The sequence below is a fragment of the Mycobacterium shottsii genome (genome assembly GCF_010728525.1).
In the GTDB taxonomy this organism is placed as follows: Bacteria; Actinomycetota; Actinomycetes; order Mycobacteriales; family Mycobacteriaceae; genus Mycobacterium; species Mycobacterium marinum.
Genome location: NZ_AP022572.1, coordinates 2,136,804 through 2,156,555, shown reverse-complemented (window position 1 = coordinate 2,156,555; position 19,752 = coordinate 2,136,804). Strand labels below are relative to the sequence as shown.

At 63.6% G+C, this 19,752-nt stretch carries 20 protein-coding genes and 4 pseudogenes; 10 read left to right on the top strand and 14 right to left on the bottom strand.

Annotated elements, in window-relative coordinates:
- Positions 1–491: 491 nt before the first annotated feature.
- Positions 492–689 carry a hypothetical protein gene (locus G6N41_RS28375; RefSeq protein WP_231608915.1) on the bottom strand — a complete coding sequence of 66 codons (198 nt, stop codon included), beginning with the start codon at positions 687–689 and terminating at the stop codon, positions 492–494.
- Between G6N41_RS28375 and G6N41_RS10230 the strand changes: the two are divergent.
- The 3 genes and pseudogenes from G6N41_RS10230 to G6N41_RS10220 all read left to right on the top strand — a co-directional run bounded on the left by G6N41_RS10230 (position 612) and on the right by G6N41_RS10220 (position 2,596).
- Positions 612–1,330, top strand: a pseudogene (locus tag G6N41_RS10230) (class I SAM-dependent methyltransferase). The gene G6N41_RS28375 and the pseudogene G6N41_RS10230 sit on opposite strands and share 78 nt — an antisense overlap.
- 281 nt (positions 1,331–1,611) lie before the next feature.
- Positions 1,612–1,836 carry a hypothetical protein gene (locus G6N41_RS10225; RefSeq protein WP_231608913.1) on the top strand — a complete coding sequence of 75 codons (225 nt, stop codon included), beginning with the start codon at positions 1,612–1,614 and terminating at the stop codon, positions 1,834–1,836.
- 265 nt (positions 1,837–2,101) lie between these two features.
- On the top strand, positions 2,102–2,596 hold the full coding sequence (locus G6N41_RS10220; protein ID WP_231608912.1) for a cupin domain-containing protein: 495 nt from the start codon (positions 2,102–2,104) through the stop codon (positions 2,594–2,596).
- Between the two features lie 667 nt (positions 2,597–3,263).
- Here the strand turns inward: G6N41_RS10220 and G6N41_RS10215 are convergent.
- From G6N41_RS10215 to G6N41_RS10200, 4 genes are read right to left on the bottom strand one after another with little or no spacing between them, the layout of a single operon-like run.
- The gene (locus tag G6N41_RS10215) at positions 3,264–3,809 is read right to left on the bottom strand and encodes a hypothetical protein (protein ID WP_231608911.1); all 546 of its coding nucleotides are present in this window, start codon (positions 3,807–3,809) and stop codon (positions 3,264–3,266) included.
- A 10-nt stretch (positions 3,810–3,819) separates the two neighbouring features.
- Positions 3,820–3,975 carry a hypothetical protein gene (locus G6N41_RS10210; protein WP_198965232.1) on the bottom strand — a complete coding sequence of 52 codons (156 nt, stop codon included), beginning with the start codon at positions 3,973–3,975 and terminating at the stop codon, positions 3,820–3,822.
- Positions 3,951–4,232: a hypothetical protein gene (locus G6N41_RS10205; protein WP_198965176.1), complete on the bottom strand. Its 282-nt coding sequence runs from the start codon at positions 4,230–4,232 to the stop codon at positions 3,951–3,953. The genes G6N41_RS10210 and G6N41_RS10205 overlap by 25 nt, the downstream gene beginning before the upstream one ends.
- Complete coding sequence (locus G6N41_RS10200; protein ID WP_198968063.1) at positions 4,208–4,519, bottom strand: hypothetical protein; 312 nt, start codon at positions 4,517–4,519, stop codon at positions 4,208–4,210. The genes G6N41_RS10205 and G6N41_RS10200 overlap by 25 nt, the downstream gene beginning before the upstream one ends.
- Before the next feature lie 231 nt (positions 4,520–4,750).
- Here G6N41_RS10200 and G6N41_RS10195 point away from each other — a divergent pair, with 231 nt between their 5' ends.
- The 6 genes from G6N41_RS10195 (at position 4,751) to G6N41_RS10170 (ending at position 10,943) form a co-directional block, all read left to right on the top strand.
- Positions 4,751–5,554: a DUF3298 domain-containing protein gene (locus G6N41_RS10195; protein ID WP_198967269.1), complete on the top strand. Its 804-nt coding sequence runs from the start codon at positions 4,751–4,753 to the stop codon at positions 5,552–5,554.
- 311 nt (positions 5,555–5,865) lie between these two features.
- Complete coding sequence (locus G6N41_RS10190; RefSeq protein ID WP_011742041.1) at positions 5,866–6,165, top strand: PE family protein; 300 nt, start codon at positions 5,866–5,868, stop codon at positions 6,163–6,165.
- Between the two features lie 8 nt (positions 6,166–6,173).
- The gene (locus G6N41_RS10185) at positions 6,174–7,442 is read left to right on the top strand and encodes a PPE family protein (protein WP_198967812.1); all 1,269 of its coding nucleotides are present in this window, start codon (positions 6,174–6,176) and stop codon (positions 7,440–7,442) included.
- Between the two features lie 253 nt (positions 7,443–7,695).
- Positions 7,696–8,931 carry an acetyl-CoA acetyltransferase gene (locus tag G6N41_RS10180; RefSeq protein ID WP_198967268.1) on the top strand — a complete coding sequence of 412 codons (1,236 nt, stop codon included), beginning with the start codon at positions 7,696–7,698 and terminating at the stop codon, positions 8,929–8,931.
- A gap of 1 nt (position 8,932) precedes the next feature.
- Complete coding sequence (locus G6N41_RS10175) at positions 8,933–10,453, top strand: carotenoid oxygenase family protein (RefSeq protein ID WP_198967267.1); 1,521 nt, start codon at positions 8,933–8,935, stop codon at positions 10,451–10,453.
- Between the two features lie 16 nt (positions 10,454–10,469).
- Entirely contained in the window at positions 10,470–10,943 is a 474-nt protein-coding gene (locus G6N41_RS10170; protein ID WP_198967266.1) for a VOC family protein, read from the top strand.
- 5 nt (positions 10,944–10,948) lie between these two features.
- On the opposite strand, the gene G6N41_RS10165 is transcribed toward G6N41_RS10170, so the two are convergent.
- Together G6N41_RS10165 and G6N41_RS10160 are read right to left on the bottom strand one after the other, a co-directional pair.
- Positions 10,949–11,383 carry a hypothetical protein gene (locus G6N41_RS10165; RefSeq protein ID WP_012396159.1) on the bottom strand — a complete coding sequence of 145 codons (435 nt, stop codon included), beginning with the start codon at positions 11,381–11,383 and terminating at the stop codon, positions 10,949–10,951.
- Positions 11,384–11,453: 70 nt separating this feature from the next.
- The gene (locus tag G6N41_RS10160) at positions 11,454–12,227 is read right to left on the bottom strand and encodes a VOC family protein (RefSeq protein WP_198967265.1); all 774 of its coding nucleotides are present in this window, start codon (positions 12,225–12,227) and stop codon (positions 11,454–11,456) included.
- A gap of 264 nt (positions 12,228–12,491) precedes the next feature.
- Here G6N41_RS10160 and G6N41_RS10155 point away from each other — a divergent pair, with 264 nt between their 5' ends.
- Positions 12,492–13,646 carry an EspA/EspE family type VII secretion system effector gene (locus G6N41_RS10155; protein ID WP_259594279.1) on the top strand — a complete coding sequence of 385 codons (1,155 nt, stop codon included), beginning with the start codon at positions 12,492–12,494 and terminating at the stop codon, positions 13,644–13,646.
- A gap of 111 nt (positions 13,647–13,757) precedes the next feature.
- Here the strand turns inward: G6N41_RS10155 and G6N41_RS10150 are convergent, their stop codons facing one another.
- The 7 genes and pseudogenes from G6N41_RS10150 to G6N41_RS28365 form a co-directional block, all read right to left on the bottom strand.
- On the bottom strand, positions 13,758–14,204 hold the full coding sequence (locus G6N41_RS10150) for a type II toxin-antitoxin system Rv0910 family toxin (protein ID WP_198967264.1): 447 nt from the start codon (positions 14,202–14,204) through the stop codon (positions 13,758–13,760).
- A gap of 4 nt (positions 14,205–14,208) precedes the next feature.
- Positions 14,209–14,397, bottom strand: coding sequence for an antitoxin (locus tag G6N41_RS10145; RefSeq protein ID WP_011738542.1), 189 nt, complete (start codon positions 14,395–14,397; stop codon positions 14,209–14,211).
- A 101-nt stretch (positions 14,398–14,498) separates the two neighbouring features.
- Positions 14,499–16,295 (bottom strand): annotated as a pseudogene (locus G6N41_RS10140) (beta strand repeat-containing protein); the annotation flags it as partial.
- The gene (locus tag G6N41_RS10135; RefSeq protein ID WP_198967262.1) at positions 16,280–16,714 is read right to left on the bottom strand and encodes a pentapeptide repeat-containing protein; all 435 of its coding nucleotides are present in this window, start codon (positions 16,712–16,714) and stop codon (positions 16,280–16,282) included. The pseudogene G6N41_RS10140 and the gene G6N41_RS10135, both read right to left, overlap by 16 nt.
- Positions 16,711–17,824, bottom strand: a pseudogene (locus tag G6N41_RS10130) (IS3 family transposase). Before G6N41_RS10130 ends, G6N41_RS10135 begins: the two are co-directional and overlap by 4 nt.
- Positions 17,825–17,896: 72 nt before the next feature.
- On the bottom strand, positions 17,897–18,121 hold the full coding sequence (locus G6N41_RS28370; RefSeq protein WP_231608909.1) for a hypothetical protein: 225 nt from the start codon (positions 18,119–18,121) through the stop codon (positions 17,897–17,899).
- Positions 18,122–18,290: 169 nt separating this feature from the next.
- Positions 18,291–18,665: pseudogene (locus G6N41_RS28365) on the bottom strand (MFS transporter); the annotation flags it as partial.
- Positions 18,666–19,752 lie beyond the last annotated feature (1,087 nt).

The window sequence follows — 19,752 nt, the reverse complement described above, 5'->3', positions numbered from 1 at the left end:
AGCCCGAAATCGAACGCCGATCTGCGCTCGGTGCTCGGTCGGTGAACCTGCAAACCGGCATGGTTTCACGCGGTACCGATTGGCGCATATCGCCGGTTCAGGACCTCATTCGCGACCAATACCAGGTGAGCTTGCAGGCTCCCCCAAAGCCGGTGTCGCAGGATTGATCTTTGACACTCCTTGGATGAGGGGGTATGCATGGCCGCGCGGCGGTATCAGTCCGTTATTGCCGGTGGTTTGTCGATTCGTTCGAGTCGACCTGAAAAGCTCGACCGTCGGATGCCGGGCACGGGCCCGGCCGGAGACGGACGTGACCCGCTTGTCCGCGGGCAGGCTGGCGTTCTGGTCTGCGATGCTGTCGCCGATACGGGGCAGGCCACGACAGCAAACCAATCATCCACTGCATCCACGCCTGGCGAGAGGAACTTGCGGCTGGGTGCGAGTCGGGGAGCGGCTTCCGCGCATGCAATCCTGTCGGCATGGATGACGTGTCACAACGTCCGATGGCTGCCAGTTGGCGCAGCCTGAATCTGGCGAATTGGGAGTCGCGCGTGCCGCTGCACACCGGGCCCAATGGATACGACCTCGACAGCTTCGACGATCCCGATTTTCTGTCTGCAGAAGTTCGATATGAACTGCCGAGGCTCGGACAACTCGATGGCCTCGATATCGCCCATCTGCAGTGTCACATTGGCACCGATACGGTCTCGTTGTCTCGGCTGGGGCCACGATCAACGGTGGGCTTGGACTTCTCCCCGCCGCGCTGCAAGCCGCCCGGGACCTGGCGATGCGCGCCCGAGCCGATGTCGGTTTCGTAGGGGCCAACGTCTATGACGCGGTGCAAGCACTCGGTGTTGAGCGTTTCGATCTCGTCTACACCGGCCTCGGGGCATTGTGCTGGATTCCTAGCATCAGCCGCTGGGCCGATGTTGTCGCAAGCCTGCTCCGGACCGGTGGAAGGCTGTTCATGCGCGAGGGCCATCCGTTCTTGTGGGCGCTGAGCGATCCGCGACCCGACAGGCTTGTCGTCGTTGAATACCCATACTTTGAAACTAGTGGCATCCCGTTCGTCGAGCATGAAACCTATGCCGGTAACGGAACTGTCGCCTCACCCCAGATCATCCATTTCAATCATGGGCTCGGCGAGATCTTCACCGCGCTCAACGACGTCGGACTGATGGTTACCGGCCTCGAAGAGCATCGCGAAGTCCCATGGAATCCGTTGGTAGATGCCATGATCCCCAGCCCGGATTACGACGGCGAATTCATCCTCGCCGAAGATCGCGACCGGATTCCGATGACCTACACCGTTCAAGCAATCAAGCGTTAACCACTTCGACGCAAGACCCGCCGCTTCGCGACCACCTGTCTCAACACCTGCACAATGGGTCATGCACTGCTGCCAGCCGGTTCGCCTTGGCGCTATGTCGACGCCTACGACTGTACTCAAGCTTCCAGCGTCGGGGTCGTGACCACAACCCGTATCGGTGGAACCCGCGCCGAAACCGCCGCGATCGGTCAAATCACCGCTGGCCCGACTGCGGTCGCTGCCGGGCTGGACGCAACCGACCATGCCGAGAGCGCGCGGACTCGCATGCAACGATGACTGGCGTGCCCAATCCCAGCCGCGCCAACGACGACCAGGATGCGCGCGGGACGAGGAAACCCCAGTACAGCGCGACGTTCTACGCAGCGATGTCCGGGCTAGCGCTGGTCCTGTTCGCGATCAATGTGTGCAGTCACGGCTCGGCCCTGGGCCTGATCAGCACCGGAGGACTCGCGGTGTTGATGTTCTACCGAGCCTGGTCCGCCAAGCGCCACAGGAACTACCAATAGGGCCGGCATTGCAGTCTGGCGCCCGCCTTACCCCGCCCGCGTGACCAACGAACCGTCGACACCCACTCGAACAACCCGCGATAGCCCACCCCTTCAGCGCCGCCCCGGCGGACAGCCCAGCGATTCTCCCCCGCGCTCTCATAACGATTTCGACAATGTCTTGGCGCACTGCCTTTTCGGAGTCCGCGACCTCCAGCCTGTGATCTAACGCACAGTTCGTGCCCGTTAGTGGCCAGATCAATGCGGCATACCTAGCTTCGAAGGCATGAGGAGCCCACAAACCTTCGACATAATTGACGACCGCGACGATTCGACGGCGGCGCAGACACTGCCGGACTGGGCTCGAAGTCTGGACTTATCCCCCCATCCCGAGGTCGGCTGGTTCCGCGAAACTTGGCGTAGTGCACTGACACTCGGTCAGTCCTCGTTGCCAGCCGAATACGACGGCCCACGCAGCGCCGGCACCGCGATCCTGTTCCTGCTCATGCCAAACCAGCACTCCGCTTGGCACCGCGTGACCAGCGCCGAGCTGTGGTTCTTCCATCGCGGCAGCCCACTGGCGGTGGACGTCGGAGACGAAAAATCAACTGCGACAAGACATGTAATTGGCCAAGACGTCGGAGCCGGACAACGTCCGCAGCTTCTCATTCCACCCGGACATTGGCAACGCGCCTGGCCCCTCGGCGACGAACCCACCCTGGTCAGTTGTGTGGTGGTGCCGGGCTTTGACTTTGCCGACTTCACGCTGGACCCATCGTGATACGCACCAGCCAGTCCGATCACGACCACTAGAGGACGGAGCCACTGCGAGCGTCCGGCTCGATGCCCCGCTCCGCCAGGGGCACCTCCAGTAGGTCGATGAGCTGGACCGACTGGCGGTGGAAAATCTTCGGATGCGGTCGAATACAGGCCACGGCGCCCGTCCACGGCGTGGTCCTGCAATGTTGCCGATAGCGAAAATGCCCACCGACAACTGTCATTCATCCCCATCGATGCCGGATACGAAACGTCGGTGGCGTGCCCGATCCTCTGCGCCGCCCAGCTTCCCGTTCCACGCTTGTCGTCCCAGCTGCCGCACAAGAGCACTGAGCAGCATGATCCACATCGAGAAAGGCAGCCTTTCAACAGTGCGCGACGCAGGGCACGAATTAGGTTACAAGCCAGTCAAGTTCAGCCATCAAGCACTCCATGTGCGCGCAACCTCCCCGGACCGTTCTCGCTTCGCGCTCACGGTACCCGGATTGGTCGCGCTTTGCGGACGCAAGGTCCTCCACGTCGCGGCGCTGTTGCCGAAGGAGCATCAGAGCAGGAGCTAGCCATCGCGGCCGCCCGGTCCGGCTCGTCACCCGGAGATCGTGATGCATCGAGTCAAGATGCCTGCGAAACCTGGTTCATGCATCAGGTAAGGAATGCCCGCGAAATCGGGGTCAGGTGGTGGTCTTGCTTTTGATGCGGATGCCGGCTTTGAGGGCGGGTAGAGCGGCGGGTATGGCGGTGAGGTAGAGCTGTTCGGTCTTGTCTTTGGCGAGTCTGAGCAGGGCGGCTTGCAGGTCGGCGATCTGGTGGGCGATCGCGGCGGGGTTGAGGCTTTTGCGGTAGGTGAGCAGCTCTGTTTGTTGGGCCGCTGAGAGGACTCCGGCGGCCAGCAGCCGGTCCAGGGGTCTGGGGCTTGTCGTAGAGCCGGCGGCGGTGACCGTCGCGGCTGCAGCCGTAGCTGATGGGTTTGATGGTGGGGTCAGGTAGTTGAGCCGGTCGTTGACCAGGTGCCACAGCCGGTTGAGCACGGCGCGTTCTTCGTCGGTGTCGTAGCGGTAGTAGAACCCGTAGCGACGCACGAGGTGGTTGTTTTTGGACTCGATGGTGGCCTGGTCGTTCTTCTTGTAGGGTCGTGAGCGGGTGAAGAAGATCTCCATGTCCGCGGCCCACTTGATGACCGCCTTATTGAGGAATTCGGTGCCGTTGTCGAAGTCCAAACCCGTTACCTTATAGGGATTTTAGTAATTCCGGTTTTGAGGGCGCCCAGGATGTGGGGTGGGCGTTGTTGCGCACCGTGCGGGTGAACACCCAGCCGATGTGCATGTCGGTGAGGTTGACCGTGCGGGCGAACTCACCTTTCAGTGTCGGGCCGCAGTGCGCCACGGTGTCGCCTTCGAAGAACCCCGGAGATTCTTCGGCCTCATCGCCTGCTTTGCAGATGGTGATCGAGGACCGCAGCAGCGGGAGGGTTTCGTCGTCGACACACCCGAGATCTGGTCGCGGGCCTTGGCGCCGCGCAGGTAGCGGTCGATCGTGGCGCTGCTCATCGCCAACAGCTCGGCACGCACCGCCGGGCCGTAACGGTCACGGCCGTCCACCAGTTCGCCGTGGCGTTCTAGAGCATCCAACTGAAGTGCCATGGAAGCGGCCAGGTACCGGCCGCACTGCCCGCCTGAGGCCGCCCACACCTTCTGCAACACCTTGAGCGCATCCTAGAGTACTTCGGATTGCGTTGCCGGCGAGTCCGTTTGGCGACCTGCCGACCCGCTCCCGGCGGCGCGGCCGCCGCCCTCAACCGCCGCCGGGCGTTGTCACGCGACCAGCCGGTGACCGCCACCACCTGATCCAGAATCTGCCCCTTGTCCGCCTTCGGCGCCCCCACATACGCCCTGGCGAACTTCGCGGTGATCTCGGCCCGAGACGACATCGACAGCCCACTTCCCATGCCTGCTGAGGATCGACCGTTTCGCGGGCATTTTTACGTGATCCACCGAGGACGCTTCACGGGCATTTCTCGTGATGCTTGCCGGAGATTTGCTTGGTCGACGGCGTTGCGTACGATCCAAATGTCGAGTGCCCACACGCTAGCGATAACGAATCATTGAATCCTTTTGCAGCGCTTCCGATCCCAGCACGCCTTGCATCCCGGGCTGCCCAAGTGTCGCGAATGTTGAGCGCCGCAATCGCGATCGCGCTGCCCGCTGCGGGCCTGGTTGGGTGCGCGCCCCAGACCGCCTCACCGCCGACGACAGCCGCCTCCTCCTCGACGAGCGAGACGGCGACGACGTCGCCAACCACCGCCGCGGCCGCCGGCGCGAAGTCCGGGGTGTCCAACGGCGACACCTACGAGGTGACAATGGTCTCGGTTACCGGCGCCACCCCCGACAATCTGGGCCGATGGGATGTGAACATCGGTCAGCTCGCCGGCGGCGATGCCGGCGTCAGAGACGCCTTCAACCAGGCCAGCGACGCGTCGGGGCATCAGCAACTCGATCAGATGCGCGCCGAGACGGGCCCCGATACCCAGTGGGACTTCGAATCACATTCAGCGGTCACATTCCGCCCCGTCGCCATCGCAGAAGTCATCACCGGCGTTCACTCGGCCAAAGAGGCCGCGCACCCGAACAACTACGTCAGCACCATCGTTATCGATAGCCGAAGCGCCAAGCCCATCACCCTTGCCGACCTGTTCGCAAACGAACAGGCGGGATTGGAGCGGCTTTCCGAGCAAACCAAGCTGATCTTTCCGAAGGTGTGGGGCGGCGGCCCGAGCCCAATGCTCGACGAGCCTGGCAACAGGCCCATCGCGGAGAACTTCGCCAACTGGATTCCGACATCGCAGGGCATCGAGCTGCATTTCTTCGACTACCAGTTTGGCCACGGGCTTCCGGTGATCACGGTGCCCTGGTCGGCGCTCACCGATGTGCTGGCGCCCGACATGGTGGCACTGGCGCACGACTAGGGGCCCAATCCACCGCCGCGGGGGCTTTGCTGTGGACGCACCTCGCGAGCCCAACCCAGCGTGCGACGACGCCACATCGACCTGTGCCGGACGCACCGAGAGCAGAATTCTTCAAATCCAATAACGATCGAGGCCAAACCCGGGCCCGTCGCGCACCAGAGCAAGTACCCTGCAGCCAGGGAGTTGCTTTGCTGTCCGGGTTCTCAACCATGCCGATCGCGTGGCTTCAGACCAGCGGCTTGGCGCTTCTGATGGGACCGGTGGGAACTGGCGGCTGGTCGGTGATGGGCGATGGGAGTTGGGAGGATCTGGTGAGCTTTGTGGTCACCCAACCGGAGCGGCTGGCGGCGGCGGCCGGGAGTTTGCAGGAGGTCGGTTCGGCGGTCAGCGCGCAGAGCGCGGCCGCCGTTGCTCCCACCACCAGCGTGGCGCCAGCGGCGGCCGACCAGGTGTCCGCGTTGACCGCCGCGCGGTTCAGCGCACATGCCCAGCTCTATCAAATGGTGAGCGCCCAGGCCGTGGCGATTCACGACAGGTTTGTCGCCGCGCTGGCCGCCGGTGCGCAGTCCTACGAGGCCGCCGAGGCCGCGAACGTGATTGCGGCTGGCTAAGGAAGGTGTTGGCAACGGACTTCGGGGCTTTACCACCTGAGGTTAACTCGGGCCTGTTGTATACGGGCCCGGGGGCAGCGCCCATGCTGACCGCGGCCACCGCCTGGGATGGGCTTGCCACGGTATTGAATTCCGCCGCCGCGTCCTATGCCTCGGTGGTCTCGGGCCTCACGCTCGAATCGTGGATGGGTCCGGCATCGGCGTCGATGGCGGCCGCGGCCGCGCCGTATGCGACCTGGTTGGCCGTTGCCAACGAGCAGGCTCGGCAAACCGCCGCACAGGCCCGGGCGGCGGCGACGGCATTTGAGACGGCGTTTGCGGTCGTTGTGCCACCGCCGCTGATCGCGGCCAATCGCAGCCAGGTGGCGTCATTGGTGGTTGCCAACGTCCTCGGACAGAACACTCCGGCAATCGAGACGCTGCAGGCCGAGTACGCCGAGATGTGGGCCCAGGACGCCGCGGTCATGTACCAGTACTCGGCGGCATCGGAGGCCGCGTCGACGTTGGCCGCGTTCACCTCGCCCATGCAGTCGACCGACCCAAGCGGCGCGCAGGCGAGCACGGCAGCGGGCGCCGCGGCCGCCGGCACAACCGCGCAAACCACCGCGAGCCAGCCGACGACCACGGCTACCGATACGGCCCAGGGACTCGCGGCGGAGGTACCCACAATCCCGGCCGGTTCGGACCTGGCGGCACCGGCCGCGATCTCCATCCCCACCCCGGTCGGCGAACTGGACCTGTTGGCCGCCTACATCGCGGTCGCCGCGACAGCCAGCTTGAGCCTTTCCGCCGTGAACACCGCCAGGCCCTGGAGCTACAGCACCAACAATGACCACGCCCAACCGAACGGCGGTGGGGTGGCACCGACACAGGGCAACACCCTGGGTACGGAGCGGCCCGACGCCGAGGTGTTGGTGTCCGCGCCCAACGTCGTGCCCACCTCGGCGTTTGTGGGACATGCGGCATTGGTCGGCGCCCTGTCGGTGCCGCACAGCTGGGCCATGGCCGCCCCCGAGATCAGGTTGGCCGTCGAATCGCTGCCCAGCGCGGGCGGGCTGAGCGCGCCTGCCGGTCCCGACATCGGCGGCGTGGCTCCGACCGGCCTGCTCAGCGGGATGGCGTTGGCGAGTCTGGCCGGACGCGGCGCAACCGGCGCGGGCAGTCGTAGCCCCAGCGAGTCGGCGACCAACGAAGACGAACAGCCACAGCGCAAGCCGACGGTGGTGGTTATCCAGAAACCGCCGCCGGCCGGCGGGCCACCGGCCGCCCGCCCCTGACCAATCCCAGCCATCGATTCCCCCCAATCCTAGCCGGGTTCGCCGAACATGTTTGTCATCGGCCGCGGATGGCAATGTTTCCCCGAAGGGGGGCGTATCGGCCGGCCTATACGCCTACCTAGGTCCCGTCGGTTCAGCCCGAGAGCCGACGGGACCGACTTTTTCCGGCCTATTCCCGACGCTTTTGCGGTCCTCGACACGGCTCTCGGGATATGAAGGAGCACGCACGCCGACCAGGAGTACCGTGCCGCTTATGGACGGCACAACGGGTGTGTGGATTCTGGGCGGCTATCAAAGCGACTTCGCCCGCAACCTCATCAAGGAAAACCGCGACTTTGCGGACCTAACCGCTGAGGTGGTCCCGAGCACGCTGGCCGCGGCCCAGATTGATGCCGCCGACATCCGGGTCGTACATGTCGCCAATGCCTTCGGCGAGATGTTTGCTGGGCAGGGCCATCTGGGTGCGATGCCCGCGACGGTGTCCGATGGCCTCTGGGATACCCCGGCCTCCCGTCATGAAGCGGCGTGCGCGTCGGGCAGCGTGGCAACGTTGGCCGCGATCGCCGATCTGCGATCGGGTTTCTACAACAGCGCGCTCGTTGTCGGGCTCGAGCTGGAGAAGACGGTGCCCGGCGACACCGCGGCACAGTATCTGGGCGCGGCGGGCTGGACCGGACACGAGGGTGCCGAAGCGCGTTACCTGTGGCCGTCGGTGTTCACGCAGGTTGCCGACGAATATGACCGACGCTACGGCCTGGACGACACGCACCTGCGCAGCATCGCCCAACTCAACTACGCCAACGCGCGCCGCAACCCCAACGCCCAAACTCGGGGATGGACGATCCCGGATCCAATCACCGACGACGATGCCACCAATCCCATCACCGAAGGCCGGCTGCGGCGGTTGGATTGCAGTCAAATGACCGACGGTGGCGCGGGATTGGTCCTGGTCAACGATGCCTATCTGCGCGACCATCCGGGTGCGCGCCCGATCGGCCGCATCGACGGCTGGGGGCATTGCACCGTGGGGCTGGGTCTGCAACAGAAACTCGACCGCCCGGCCCAAGGTGAGTCGGGTCAATACGTGCTGCCGCATGTGCGGAAAGCGGCGCTCGACGCCTTGCGCCGCGCACACGTGAGCCTCGATGACCTCAACGGGTTCGAGGTCCATGACTGCTTTACCCCCAGCGAGTACCTGGCCATCGACCACATCGGGCTGACCGGCCCGGGGGAATCGTGGAAGGCCATCGAAAACGGTGAGATCGAGATCGGCGGACGTCTGCCCATCAACCCGAGCGGAGGACTGATCGGTGGCGGCCACCCGGTCGGAGCTTCCGGCGTACGAATGCTGCTCGATGCGGCCAAGCAGGTCAGCGGCGCGGCCGGCGACTATCAGGTTGAGAACGCGACCAAGTTCGGCACGCTGAACTTCGGCGGCAGCACCGCCACCACCGTCAGTTTCGTTGTCAGCACAACCAAGGACGCATGACATGGATGTCGAGATCGTCGGTAAGTATCTGTCCACTCTTCCCGAAGACGACGACCACCCATATCGCACCGGGCCGTGGCGGCCGCAAACCACCGAATGGAACGCTGACGACCTGACCGTGGTCGAGGGCGAGATCCCCCATGACCTCGACGGCATCTACCTGCGCAACACCGAGAATCCACTGCATCCGGCATTCAAGACCTATCACCCGTTTGACGGAGACGGCATGCTGCACGTGGTCGGCTTTCGTGACGGAAAGGCCTTCTACCGCAACCGTTTTATCCAGACGGATGGTTTCCAGGCGGAAAACGAGGCGGGCGAACCGCTGTGGCCCGGACTGGCCGAGCCAATACAACTGGCCAAGCGTGACCAGGGCTGGGGTGCTCGCACGCTGATGAAGGACGCGTCCAGTACCGACGTCATCGTGCACCGGGGCATCGCACTAACCAGCTTCTACCAGTGCGGGGACCTCTACCGGGTGGATCCGTCGTCGGCCACCACGCTGGGCAAAGAGACCTGGAGCGGACACTTCCCGTTCGACTGGGGCGTATCCGCGCATCCCAAGGTCGACGGCAAGACCGGCGAGCTGCTCTTCTTCAACTACAGCAAGCAAGAACCGTATATGCGCTACGGCGTTGTCGACCAGGACAACGAACTGGCGCACTACGTCGACATCCCGCTGCCCGGGCCCAGGCTGCCGCATGACATGGCCTTCACCGAGAACTACGCCATCCTCAACGACTTCCCCCTTTTCTGGGATCCGCAGCTGCTCGAACACAACCTTCATCTGCCGCGCTTCTACCCGGACATGCCGTCGCGCTTCGCGGTGATTCCCCGCCGGGGCAGCACTGCCGACATCCGGTGGTTCGAGGCGGATCCGACCTTCGTCCTGCATTTCACCAACGCTTACGAGGAAGGCGACGAGATCGTGCTCGACGGCTTCTTCGAGGGCGCGCCCCACCCCCTCGAAACCAGCGCCAGCAGCACCAAGTGGGAAAAGCTGTTCCGCTTCCTGGCGCTGGATCGCCTGCAGACCCGATTGCACCGATGGCGGCTCAACCTGGTCACCGGCGCGGTCAAGGAAGAACGGCTGTCCGAGTCCATCACCGAGTTCGGGACCATCAATTCCGACTATGCCGCCCGCCAATATCGCTACGCCTACGCGGCGACCGGTAAACCGGGCTGGTTCCTGTTCGACGGTTTGGTCAAACATGATCTGTTGACCGGCAATCAGGAAAGCATTTCGTTTGGGGAAGGTGTCTATGGCAGTGAGACCCAAATGGCTCCACGGGTGGGCAGTTCGGCCGAAGATGACGGCTACCTGGTAACCCTGACCACCGACATGAACGACGACGCCTCGTATTGCCTGGTCTTCGACGCCGCCCGAATCGCCGACGGCCCGGTGTGCAAACTGGAACTGCAGGAACGCATTTCCAGCGGAACCCATTCAACATGGGTGCCGGGTAATGAATTGCGCCGCTGGCACCATGCCGACTCGGCGCCCAGCGCTATCGGGCTCTAACCGCCAAGGAACGGACATGAAGCGACGCCGGCACACCCATTGGCCCCATGAACTTGCCTCGATCGGCGCCATGCGGTTTGCTCGCCGCTCGTCGAACTTCGAAGAAACCGTCCGGTTTTACCGCGAACTGGTGGGCCTTCCGCTCTTCGAGACGTTCGGGGACAGTTTCGGCAGCAACGGCGCGATATTCGGGCTACCCAGCTGGAATCTGACGCTCGAGATCGTCGAGTCGGTCGACACCGTCGCGGTCGATCACCACGAACAGCTATGCCTTTACTTCCCCGACCAGCCCGCACAGCAAGCGGCTATCGCACGCCTCAGGGAGGCGGCGATCGAACCAGTCCAGCAGCACCCGTACTGGGAAGCCTTGGGAGCGGTCACCTTCCGTGATCCGGATGGACGCGAGGTGGTGTTCGCACCCTTCGTGTGCGGAGTCAACGAACCCGGTGAAAGCGCCGCGTCGGGAATTCGCGAATTCCCTTCCGGCTGAGGACTTTAGCGCGTCGATCGACCGCCGAACGCGGCGGCGGCCACCGCCCACAGCGAGCATGCCACCGCGCACACCGCACTGCCGATACCAACATAGAGCCCGTACTCCGCCGACACCGGTGGATTGACGTTGAGTTTGTAGTACCACGCCGCGAGCGCCACGATGAGCAAGGAAATAACCAGGGCAGCAATCGAAGAGAGCCTGACCGACAGACCGCGGCCCACCATGGCGCCAGCCACCAGTAGCGTCGAGGACAGCAACACGATCAGCTGGCCGGCGCCGAAGCCGGTCGGTAGTTCCAGGTTGCCGTGCGCAACGCCGATGGCATTCGCCCAACCCCCGCCACCAACCGCCGTGGTTAGCCACGGCATCCAGGCGCTGGCTCCCATGACCGCGGCAAACAGGGCGACCAGCCAACCAGGGCGCAACCGGCGAGTCATGATTGCGAGATTAGTCGAATGCCACCTAGGCCCGGGCAACCGACCGCCGGGCCAGCGTGGTGTCGTCGGGCTAGGCCCGCAGTGACGAGAGGTTGAAGTTCGCCCCGGTCGGATCGCTGGCCGCGGCCAGCCGGCCGTAGGGCGTGTCTTCGGCGCCGCGCACCACCGCTCCACCGTTGCCGGCGATCATCCGCAGCGTTTTGTCGACATCCTCGGCACCGAAGAAGATGCTCCACTGCGATGGCACCCCCTCGGGCAGCAGCCTAGCGCCGTCCATCACCCCGAGGAGCTGTTCACCGTCGAAGGACGCGGTGGTGTAGCGGAATTCGTCGGTGTCACCGACTTGTTCGTTTTGCCACCCGAAAAGTCGGCGGTAAAAGTCGATCGCGGGGTGGTAGTCACGGGTCGTCAATTGGTGCCAGACCGCAGCGCCCGCCTCACCGATGATCTCGAATCCACGGTGCCCAAGCGGCTGCCACAGCCCAAAGAACGCGCCGGCCGGGTCGGTCGCCATGCTCATGAAGCCCTTGGCGGGTATCTCCATGGGGTCCACGCACCTGGAGCCGCCCGCTGCGGTCACCGCGGCGGCCGCCGCGGTGATGTCAGCGGTGTGGAAGTAGGTGGTCCAATTGTCCGGCGCCTGCCACTCGGGATTGTTGGCCATCAGGCCGGCGACCGGATGGCCGTTACGGGCGGCATTGACGTAGCCCCCGTATTCGGGTCCCGCCGACTCGAACGTCCAGCCGAAAACCGTGCCGTAGAAGTCTTGGGTGCGGTCGATGTCTGATGTCGTCAGGTCGATCCAGCAGGGGGCGCCTAGCGGCGCGGCGTTACGGATGGGCACGATGACCTCCCTAGTGTGTGGGCCCGGATGCGGGTTCACAGATATGGACCACGACCGATCCAGAAACTCATCGGCAGTCGCGAAGTTTAACCCGATCCGCCATCGATGAGGGGCCGTCATCACCCACCCCTGATCACCGAATGACGTTCTAGTACTTACGCATCCGCGCTGACCAGCTTGACCCAGGCCACCCTGACGAGCATTCTCTTCGATAACGCACCGCGGTGGTCCTATCCCCCTGGCAGGCGACCGGAAAGGCAACCCGTGGACATTTGGCAGATCTTTTGCGATCTGGCGCAGGAAACGTGGCTGGAGCATTCGCGGGAGTTGGCTGAGTGGCTACTCGAACGAGAAAGGTCGGTAGCAAGCTCCGCGGAGGGCCGGCGCGGATCCAGCGTTTGCGGTTGGACTATGCGATTTATGACCGCTCTGGAGCTATCGCTTGGCGACGGGCCCCCGGACAACGGCGATCGCTTGGCGGCCAGCGGCGCCAAGTTCGATGAACTCAGTGCCCAAATCGCCGCTCTTGGCCCCGACGACGGCTGGCAGGGCCTGGCGGCGCAGGCCTACCTAGCCCAAAACCTCGCACAGTCACAGCGCGTGAAGCTGATGGGCGATCTCGACCATGAAACCAGCAAGCTGGTTTCCGCCCAAGCCAAAGCGATTGAAAGGGTTCGCGATGTCTTGATCGTAGAGAGGATCGCGCTCATCGGTACCTTCGCGCTTTGCCTTTGGTATGAACTGGCAGATGGCCCCGAAGGCCAAGCTCTTTCGATGGAAGTCGCGATAGCCGCATGCGCGGTTGCGTTGATCGTCCTGAGCGGCTTCCTGGTCGATCTGTGCAACACCATATCCCAGGACCACAGTGAATTGCATTCCGCGACAAAAAAATTGACCGACATGCTGGCGACCCTGCCAACTCTGTCCGACCCGGTTCCCGGGCTGGCGGGTGCGCCCCTGCCGCCGTCACATTCCGATCCGGAATTCGATGTCGCCGGTCTGTTTGACCGCACCGGGCAGCTCCCCGAGACAGCTGAGATCTCGGTCGCTTTGGCCGACTTACCCGGCTCTGTTGAATTCAGCGTGCCCACGCTGCCGGGCCCCGGCTTTCCCGATTTCGGTGCACCCGACTTGCCCGTCCCCGGCTTGGCCGGATTGCCGACACTGCCCGAACCGGCCGCCTTGGCCACGCCACCCGCGATGGCTCAGCTAGCCGCACCCTTGCGCCGGCTCACCGGGCTCTCGGGGACAACCGGAGCGCTCGCCAAACTCACCAACACAGCCAGCCAACAGGCACAGTTAATCGCCGCACTGACCCACGACAGACCCGGCACCGCGGAGGGCCCCACCGGCGCACCGCGCGCTCCGGTGGGCGCCAGGACCGGGCACCCAGGAGGGCCCCAGCAGCGCGTCCAATAACGCACCTGAGCACTCGAAGTTGCCTTCCGCGGGCCCCGACGGAACGGATTTCGGCCTCCGCGTCAACAAGGTGGCTACGCGCCCGCGACGTGCGCCCGGAGCCGCCTCGGGTTAGCCGGCGGCCGACGGGGCGAATACGGTGACGAAGTTCCGCAGCGATGCGTTGATATCGGTGCGCAGCGCCGCGGCGACGACCATACCGATCGGACCGAACAGAGCCGGCCCACCAAGGTGCACGTCGAAGCTGACGACCGAGCCTTCTTCTCCGGCTGCAACCTTGGCCATCAGCTTGACCTTGACGCCGCCGACCCCGTCACCGTTGAGGGTCATGCCTTCCGGCGGCTGGTAGCGCACGATGGTCCATTTGATGCGGTTGTGCATGCCCTTGACCTGCACGATTGATTCGACGACCGCACCCTTTTCGAGGGTTTCGGACAACGTGCTGCGCCACACTCGGTGGATCGTCAGCCACTCCTTGAAGCGGGAGAGATCGGATGCGTGCATCCATGCCTCGTCCGGAGACAGCGGCACGTCGATCGACCCGGAAAGTTTCGCCATGTGATCAGTTCTGCTGCTCGCCCGCGGCGCCGGGACCAGCGACTTTCTTGGCCCCCTCTTGCACCTTGTGGATGGTGTCGGAGTACTTCCCCTCGGTCTTCTCGTCGACGAATTCGCCGGCCTTGTCGATGACCGTCTCGACCTTGTCGGCGTTCTGCGCCAGCAGGTCTTTCGCCTTGTCCAGGATTCCCATGTGCAACCGTCCGTTTCGCTCGGGGATGGTCAGCGTCTGCCCGGAAACCCTACTTGTCAGCGTCAGTGATGTGACCGGTGACTACCGCATTCGACAGCCGGTTAGGGCACCGAGCCCTCGAGGAAAAGACCGGACAGTTGACTGCCGACATTCCCGATACCGGAGATAACGCCTGCTATCGCCAGGCCAAGGTCGCTGGTGTTGCCGAGGCCAGAGGTTGCGCCACCCAGGTTGGTGATACCCGAGAGGAGGCTGCCGCCATAGTTCTGCAGTCCGGAGGCATAGGAGCCGAAGTTCCACACTCCGGAGAGGGTGTCGCCGACGTTGCCGAAGCCCGATACACCCCCGGGAGCCGAGTTGAAGAATCCCGACGAAGGGCTACCGGTCGCGTTGCCGAAGCCAGGTGCCGTCGGCAGATCGAGAATCGGAATGGAGATGGGGCCGATGCCCGCGCCGATCGCGGTATTGAGCAAGGTGGAGTCGCTGCCCAGCGAAAGAACGATGGGGATTCTGCTGATGGGGATGTCCGGAACCACGATGGGACGCACCTCGGAGTCAAGCGGCAGATCCAACGTGATCGGTAGCCCGTCCACGTGGACGTCGAAGCTGACATCCGTATTCGGGATGTGGACGCTGACCGTCGCCCCTCCGGACTCTCCATCGACATTGAGGTGCAAATTCACCGGTATCGGTGTGGCGGCGCTCCCGACCCCGTGCACTGTGAAGGACTGCACGGTGAGGCCGGTGATGGGGATGTTGAGAATTCCGCCTCCACCGATGGTCAGCGGGATCTGCGGGATGGTGATGGTGTAGTCGGCGCCGATCAGGCCTTGGCCGGTGCCGCGCCAGAAGAAGCCGTTGTTCATGTCCCCGGAGACAAACGCCCCGGTATTGATGTTGCCGCTGTTGCCCAGCCCGGTGTTGGTGTCCCCGGTGTTAAACCAGCCGGTGTTCACATGACCCGGGTTAAACGAACCCGTGTTGTAGGCACCGGCGTTGAACCCACCAGAGTTGTAGGCACCCGCATTACCCCACCCCGTGTTGGCCAGCCCCGAGTTGAACCAGCCCGTGTTGGTCAAACCCGCATTCGCGATCCCGGTGTTGAAACTGCCCGAGTTAGCAATCCCGAAGTTGCCCGACCCAGAGTTGAAGAACCCGATATTGCCGTCACCGGAGTTGAACAACCCCACATTCCCGCTCCCGGAGTTCCACCCACCAAACCCAACCTGATGATCCCCGCTCAGCCCAATCCCAATGTTGCCCGACCCCTGATTCCCAAACCCGAAATTACCCACACCCGTGTTACCCCAACCGATGTTCCCCCCACCGGTATTCCCCCACCCCCAGTTACCATCCCCGGTATTCGCCCCACCCACATTGGCCCCACCTACATTGGCGCCACCCACATTGCCATCACCCACATTGGCCACACCCACATTGCCATCACCCACATTGCCGCCACCCACATTGGCGCTACCCACATTCGCACTACCCAGGTTCGCATCACCCACATTGGCGCTACCCACATTCAGCCCACCATGGTTAGCCACACCGAGACCAAACACACTGATCTTGTCGGCCCCCTGCGAGAACAACCCCGCCAAACCATCACCCACATTGCCCACACCCGAACCCATGCTCGGAATCGTGTTCACCCACCCCGACACCCCATCACCAAGGTTGAACACACCCGAACCCAACGCCCCCACATTGCCCACACCCGAATACCCCACACCCCCAGACGCAAAGTTCCACCACCCCGAACCACCACCCACATTCCCAAAACCAGACGAACTAACCGTACCGCTATTGAAGAACCCCGACGACGGCGCACTAGTCGTATTCCCAAACCCCGCCACCGCCGGCACATGCGCCACCGGAATCACCACCGGATCCACACCCGGACCCGACAACGCCAACTGCAACGACTCCCCCAGACCCCCACCATCAAATCCACCTGCGGACCCGTAATCGTGATCGGATCCACCACAATCGGCCCAATCGTCCCGGTCAGGCTGTTTCCGTCGACCGGATTGAGGTGTATCGGGGGCAGCATGAATTCGCTCAGTCTGATCTCGCCAAGATCGCCGGATAGCGGGATGTCCAGCGGCACTTGGACGTTAAAGCCCACTGCGATCTCGGGGATGGTGATGGTGTAGTCGAAGCCGATTTGGCCTTGAGCGTCCCCGCGCCAGAAGAACCCGTTGTTCTGACTGCCCTGGTTGAACCCGCCGGTATTGAGGTGACCGCTATTGCCGAACCCGGTGTTGATGGCCTGACCCCGTGAACTGGTCCGCGGCGAACGAGAGTCATTCATCGGTGGGTACAGGCGGCAGCATAGCGGGCAGGCGGTAGGTAGCCCAGCGATGAATGCCGCCGATGATGGTTGTACTCGTGCTTCCAGTCGCCGATGACGACACGGGCCTGGGCCAGTGACCAGAAGCTATTGATGTTGAGGCACTCGTCGCGGATGCGGGAGTTGAACGACTCGACATAGCCGTTGCGCCATGGCTCGCCGGGCGGGATGAAGTGGAGTCCGACCTGGCCCTCGGCCCAGTCTGCCATTGCGCTGCAAAATTCGGGTCCGTTGTCACACCGCAGCACCGCGGGTAAGGCCCCGCGCCCGGCGGCTATGCGGCCCAACTCCTCGGTGAGGTGATCACCGGTGATGCTGCGCTCGACCATACCGCCGAGGCATTGGCGGGTGTGCTCGTCGATGATCGACACGATCTTGATCGGCCGCCCATCGGTGGTCACGTCGAACTGGAAGTCCACCGCCCACACCCGATCGGGTGCATCGGCGACTACCTCTGGCGGGGCGGTGGAGGTGCCGTGCCGTTTGCACTTGCGACGCTGCGGGACCCGCAGTCCTTCCTCACGCCAAAGCCGTTGCACCTTCTTATGGTTCACTTCCCAGCCTTCGCCGCGGGCATCGTGGTAGGCCGGTCGGAACCCGCGACGAGGATGCTTGTTGGCGTAGTCGCGTAGCCACTCCCTCAGAGCGGCGTCCGGATCGGCCGGCGTGCCCGCAACCGGTTCGTGGCGTTGGGTGGCGCGGTGCTGCCCGGTGACGCGGCAGGCAAACCGCTCGCTGACCCCAGCACGCGCTGGAGATGACGAACGGCCGCCCGCCGGCGCTCCGGGCCTAAAAGTTTCCCCGGGCGATCTCCCACAGCGCGTCCTTCTCCAACTAGGCATCGGCCAACAACCTTTTGAGTGCGGCGTTCTCGCGTTCGAGGTCCTTGAGCCGTTTAGCGTCCTCGGCCTTCAGGCCGCCGAACTGGTTGCGCCACCGGTGGTAGGTAGCCTCAGAGACCCCCAGCTCGCGGCAGACCGCCGCGGTGTCCTTGCACTCGGCCAACAGCCCGTCCGCGGTCATCAGCTTGCGCACAATCTGCTCCGGACTGTGCCGTTTCCTCGTCGCCATGATCTTGTCGAGCCTTCCTGCCCACAACGTGGGCCACAAGACTCTCACAAGCCGTGGATCAACCGATCGGGGTCAGGCCAAGAACACGACGGCAAGTAACAACCCATAGAAGCCGGCCCCGAAGATCGCGGTCGCCGCATTGGCGGCGAAGAAACGGCCCTTGTCGAAATCGTGTATCGGCTCCGCGCGGCGGTGGTGGCGTGCCACCCCCACCATCGCCGCGGCCAGCAGGATGGCACCCGCAATCAGCAACAGCAGTGTCCTGGGGCTGGCCCCAGCCCCAGGACGGGCCTTCAAGGATGCCTGCCGTCAGCGCCCCCACACCCGAAGCGATCAGGACGATCGCGCTCGTGTTCACCAGCTGCCCCGCCACGGCATCGCCGCGGTTGTCGACATTGCGCAACCCGGCAAGCACGGCCAACCCGATCGGCACGTTGATGAGGAAAATCCCGCGCCAGCCCACGGTATCGGCGAGAAACCCCCCGAGGGGTGGCCCCAGTGCCGCCGCCAACGCCGCCGAGGTACCCCATAGCGACACCGCAGTGGCCCGAGAACCCCGACCAAAATAAGGAAGAATCAGCGCAAGCGAAGCCGGCCCCATCAGCGCGGCACCCACCGCTTGTGCCGCTCGAGCCGCAACCAGCGCGCCCAACGTGGGCGCGACCGCGCAACCCACAGACGACTGAATGAACGTGCTGACACCGATGGCGAAGACGTTGCGGCTACCGAACTGATCTGCCCAACGCCCGCCCGGCACCATCAACGCGGCAAACACAATGAAATACGCGTCAAGCACCCACGACCGGGCGGATGAGGATGCCTCCGGAAAACTTGCCGAAATAGCACCGAAAGCTACAAGTAATACCGTTGTATCCAGGTAAACAATAAATCCCGCGGTAAGCCCCCCGCCAACGCCCGCCCTCTACCCGTAACCAATACCACTCCCCGCGCCCGCGCGCCCATTCAACCCGAACCAACGATCCTCAACCGCACCCGCCGGCTGAAGCCATCACAGACCCCTGCGTAGTTGATCTATCTACAAACTCGCAAAAATTTCTCGGGATCGAGCGCGTTGCCGCTTCCATGGGCCGCGGCGCCGACTTTCGTCTCGAGACGGTCGCAATAGCGCGATTTGATGTATGGGATAGCCATCGAACTGCATGAACCACCAGCTCAGGATGGGTGCGGGCGCCAATGGGTTTGCCGGAGATGGCGGTGTGGAGGTGAACGGTGTTGCCGCACCATGCCATCCGCAAGGGCCGGTGTGCGCAATGTTGCCGGCGCGCCGTCATGACATCCGGTCGTTGTGGGGAATCCGATGGTGGCCAGCTGCGCAGCTTGCAGTGAACGCGGCGCCGTTCGGGGTGGCGGCCCCGATTAGCAACGGCAGCAACCGATCCTGCTTCGGCAAGCCGATGCGAGAGCGGGCTCGCTGGATGGTCGTGGGGCACGTAGCTGACCGTACTGCTGAAACTTGACGGTGTCCATATTAGGCGTTCGCTTCTTATTCAAAAGGGGAATTTTCCTTACGATCCTCAGTGTGAGATTTAACATGCATGTCTCAAAAGAGATGTAAAGGAACAGGATTGGACAAGTTTGTCTCATGGAGCCGGTCTCTCGCCGGGTGGCGGCGATGCGGCTGCGCCTCCGTAGTGACCTGCGCACGTTGGCGGAATGGTGCAATCTCTGCGGTAACGGCCGTGGGTCTAAAAATCGATCACCGAGCTCTCTCACGGGTGCTAGCCAGATCCTGGTCGGTAAAAAGAGGCTGTTGTAAGAGAAATTGAATTCGAATTGGACTCTCGCGGCAGCTTAGAATGATTCCTGCCGTGCGGGGTAGGCGGTGCTGACGGGAGAATCGAGCGAGCTGCGCAGACCCAGCATCACATTACCGAACCGGCCTTGCTGATTCTCCCGTGCCTCCGCCA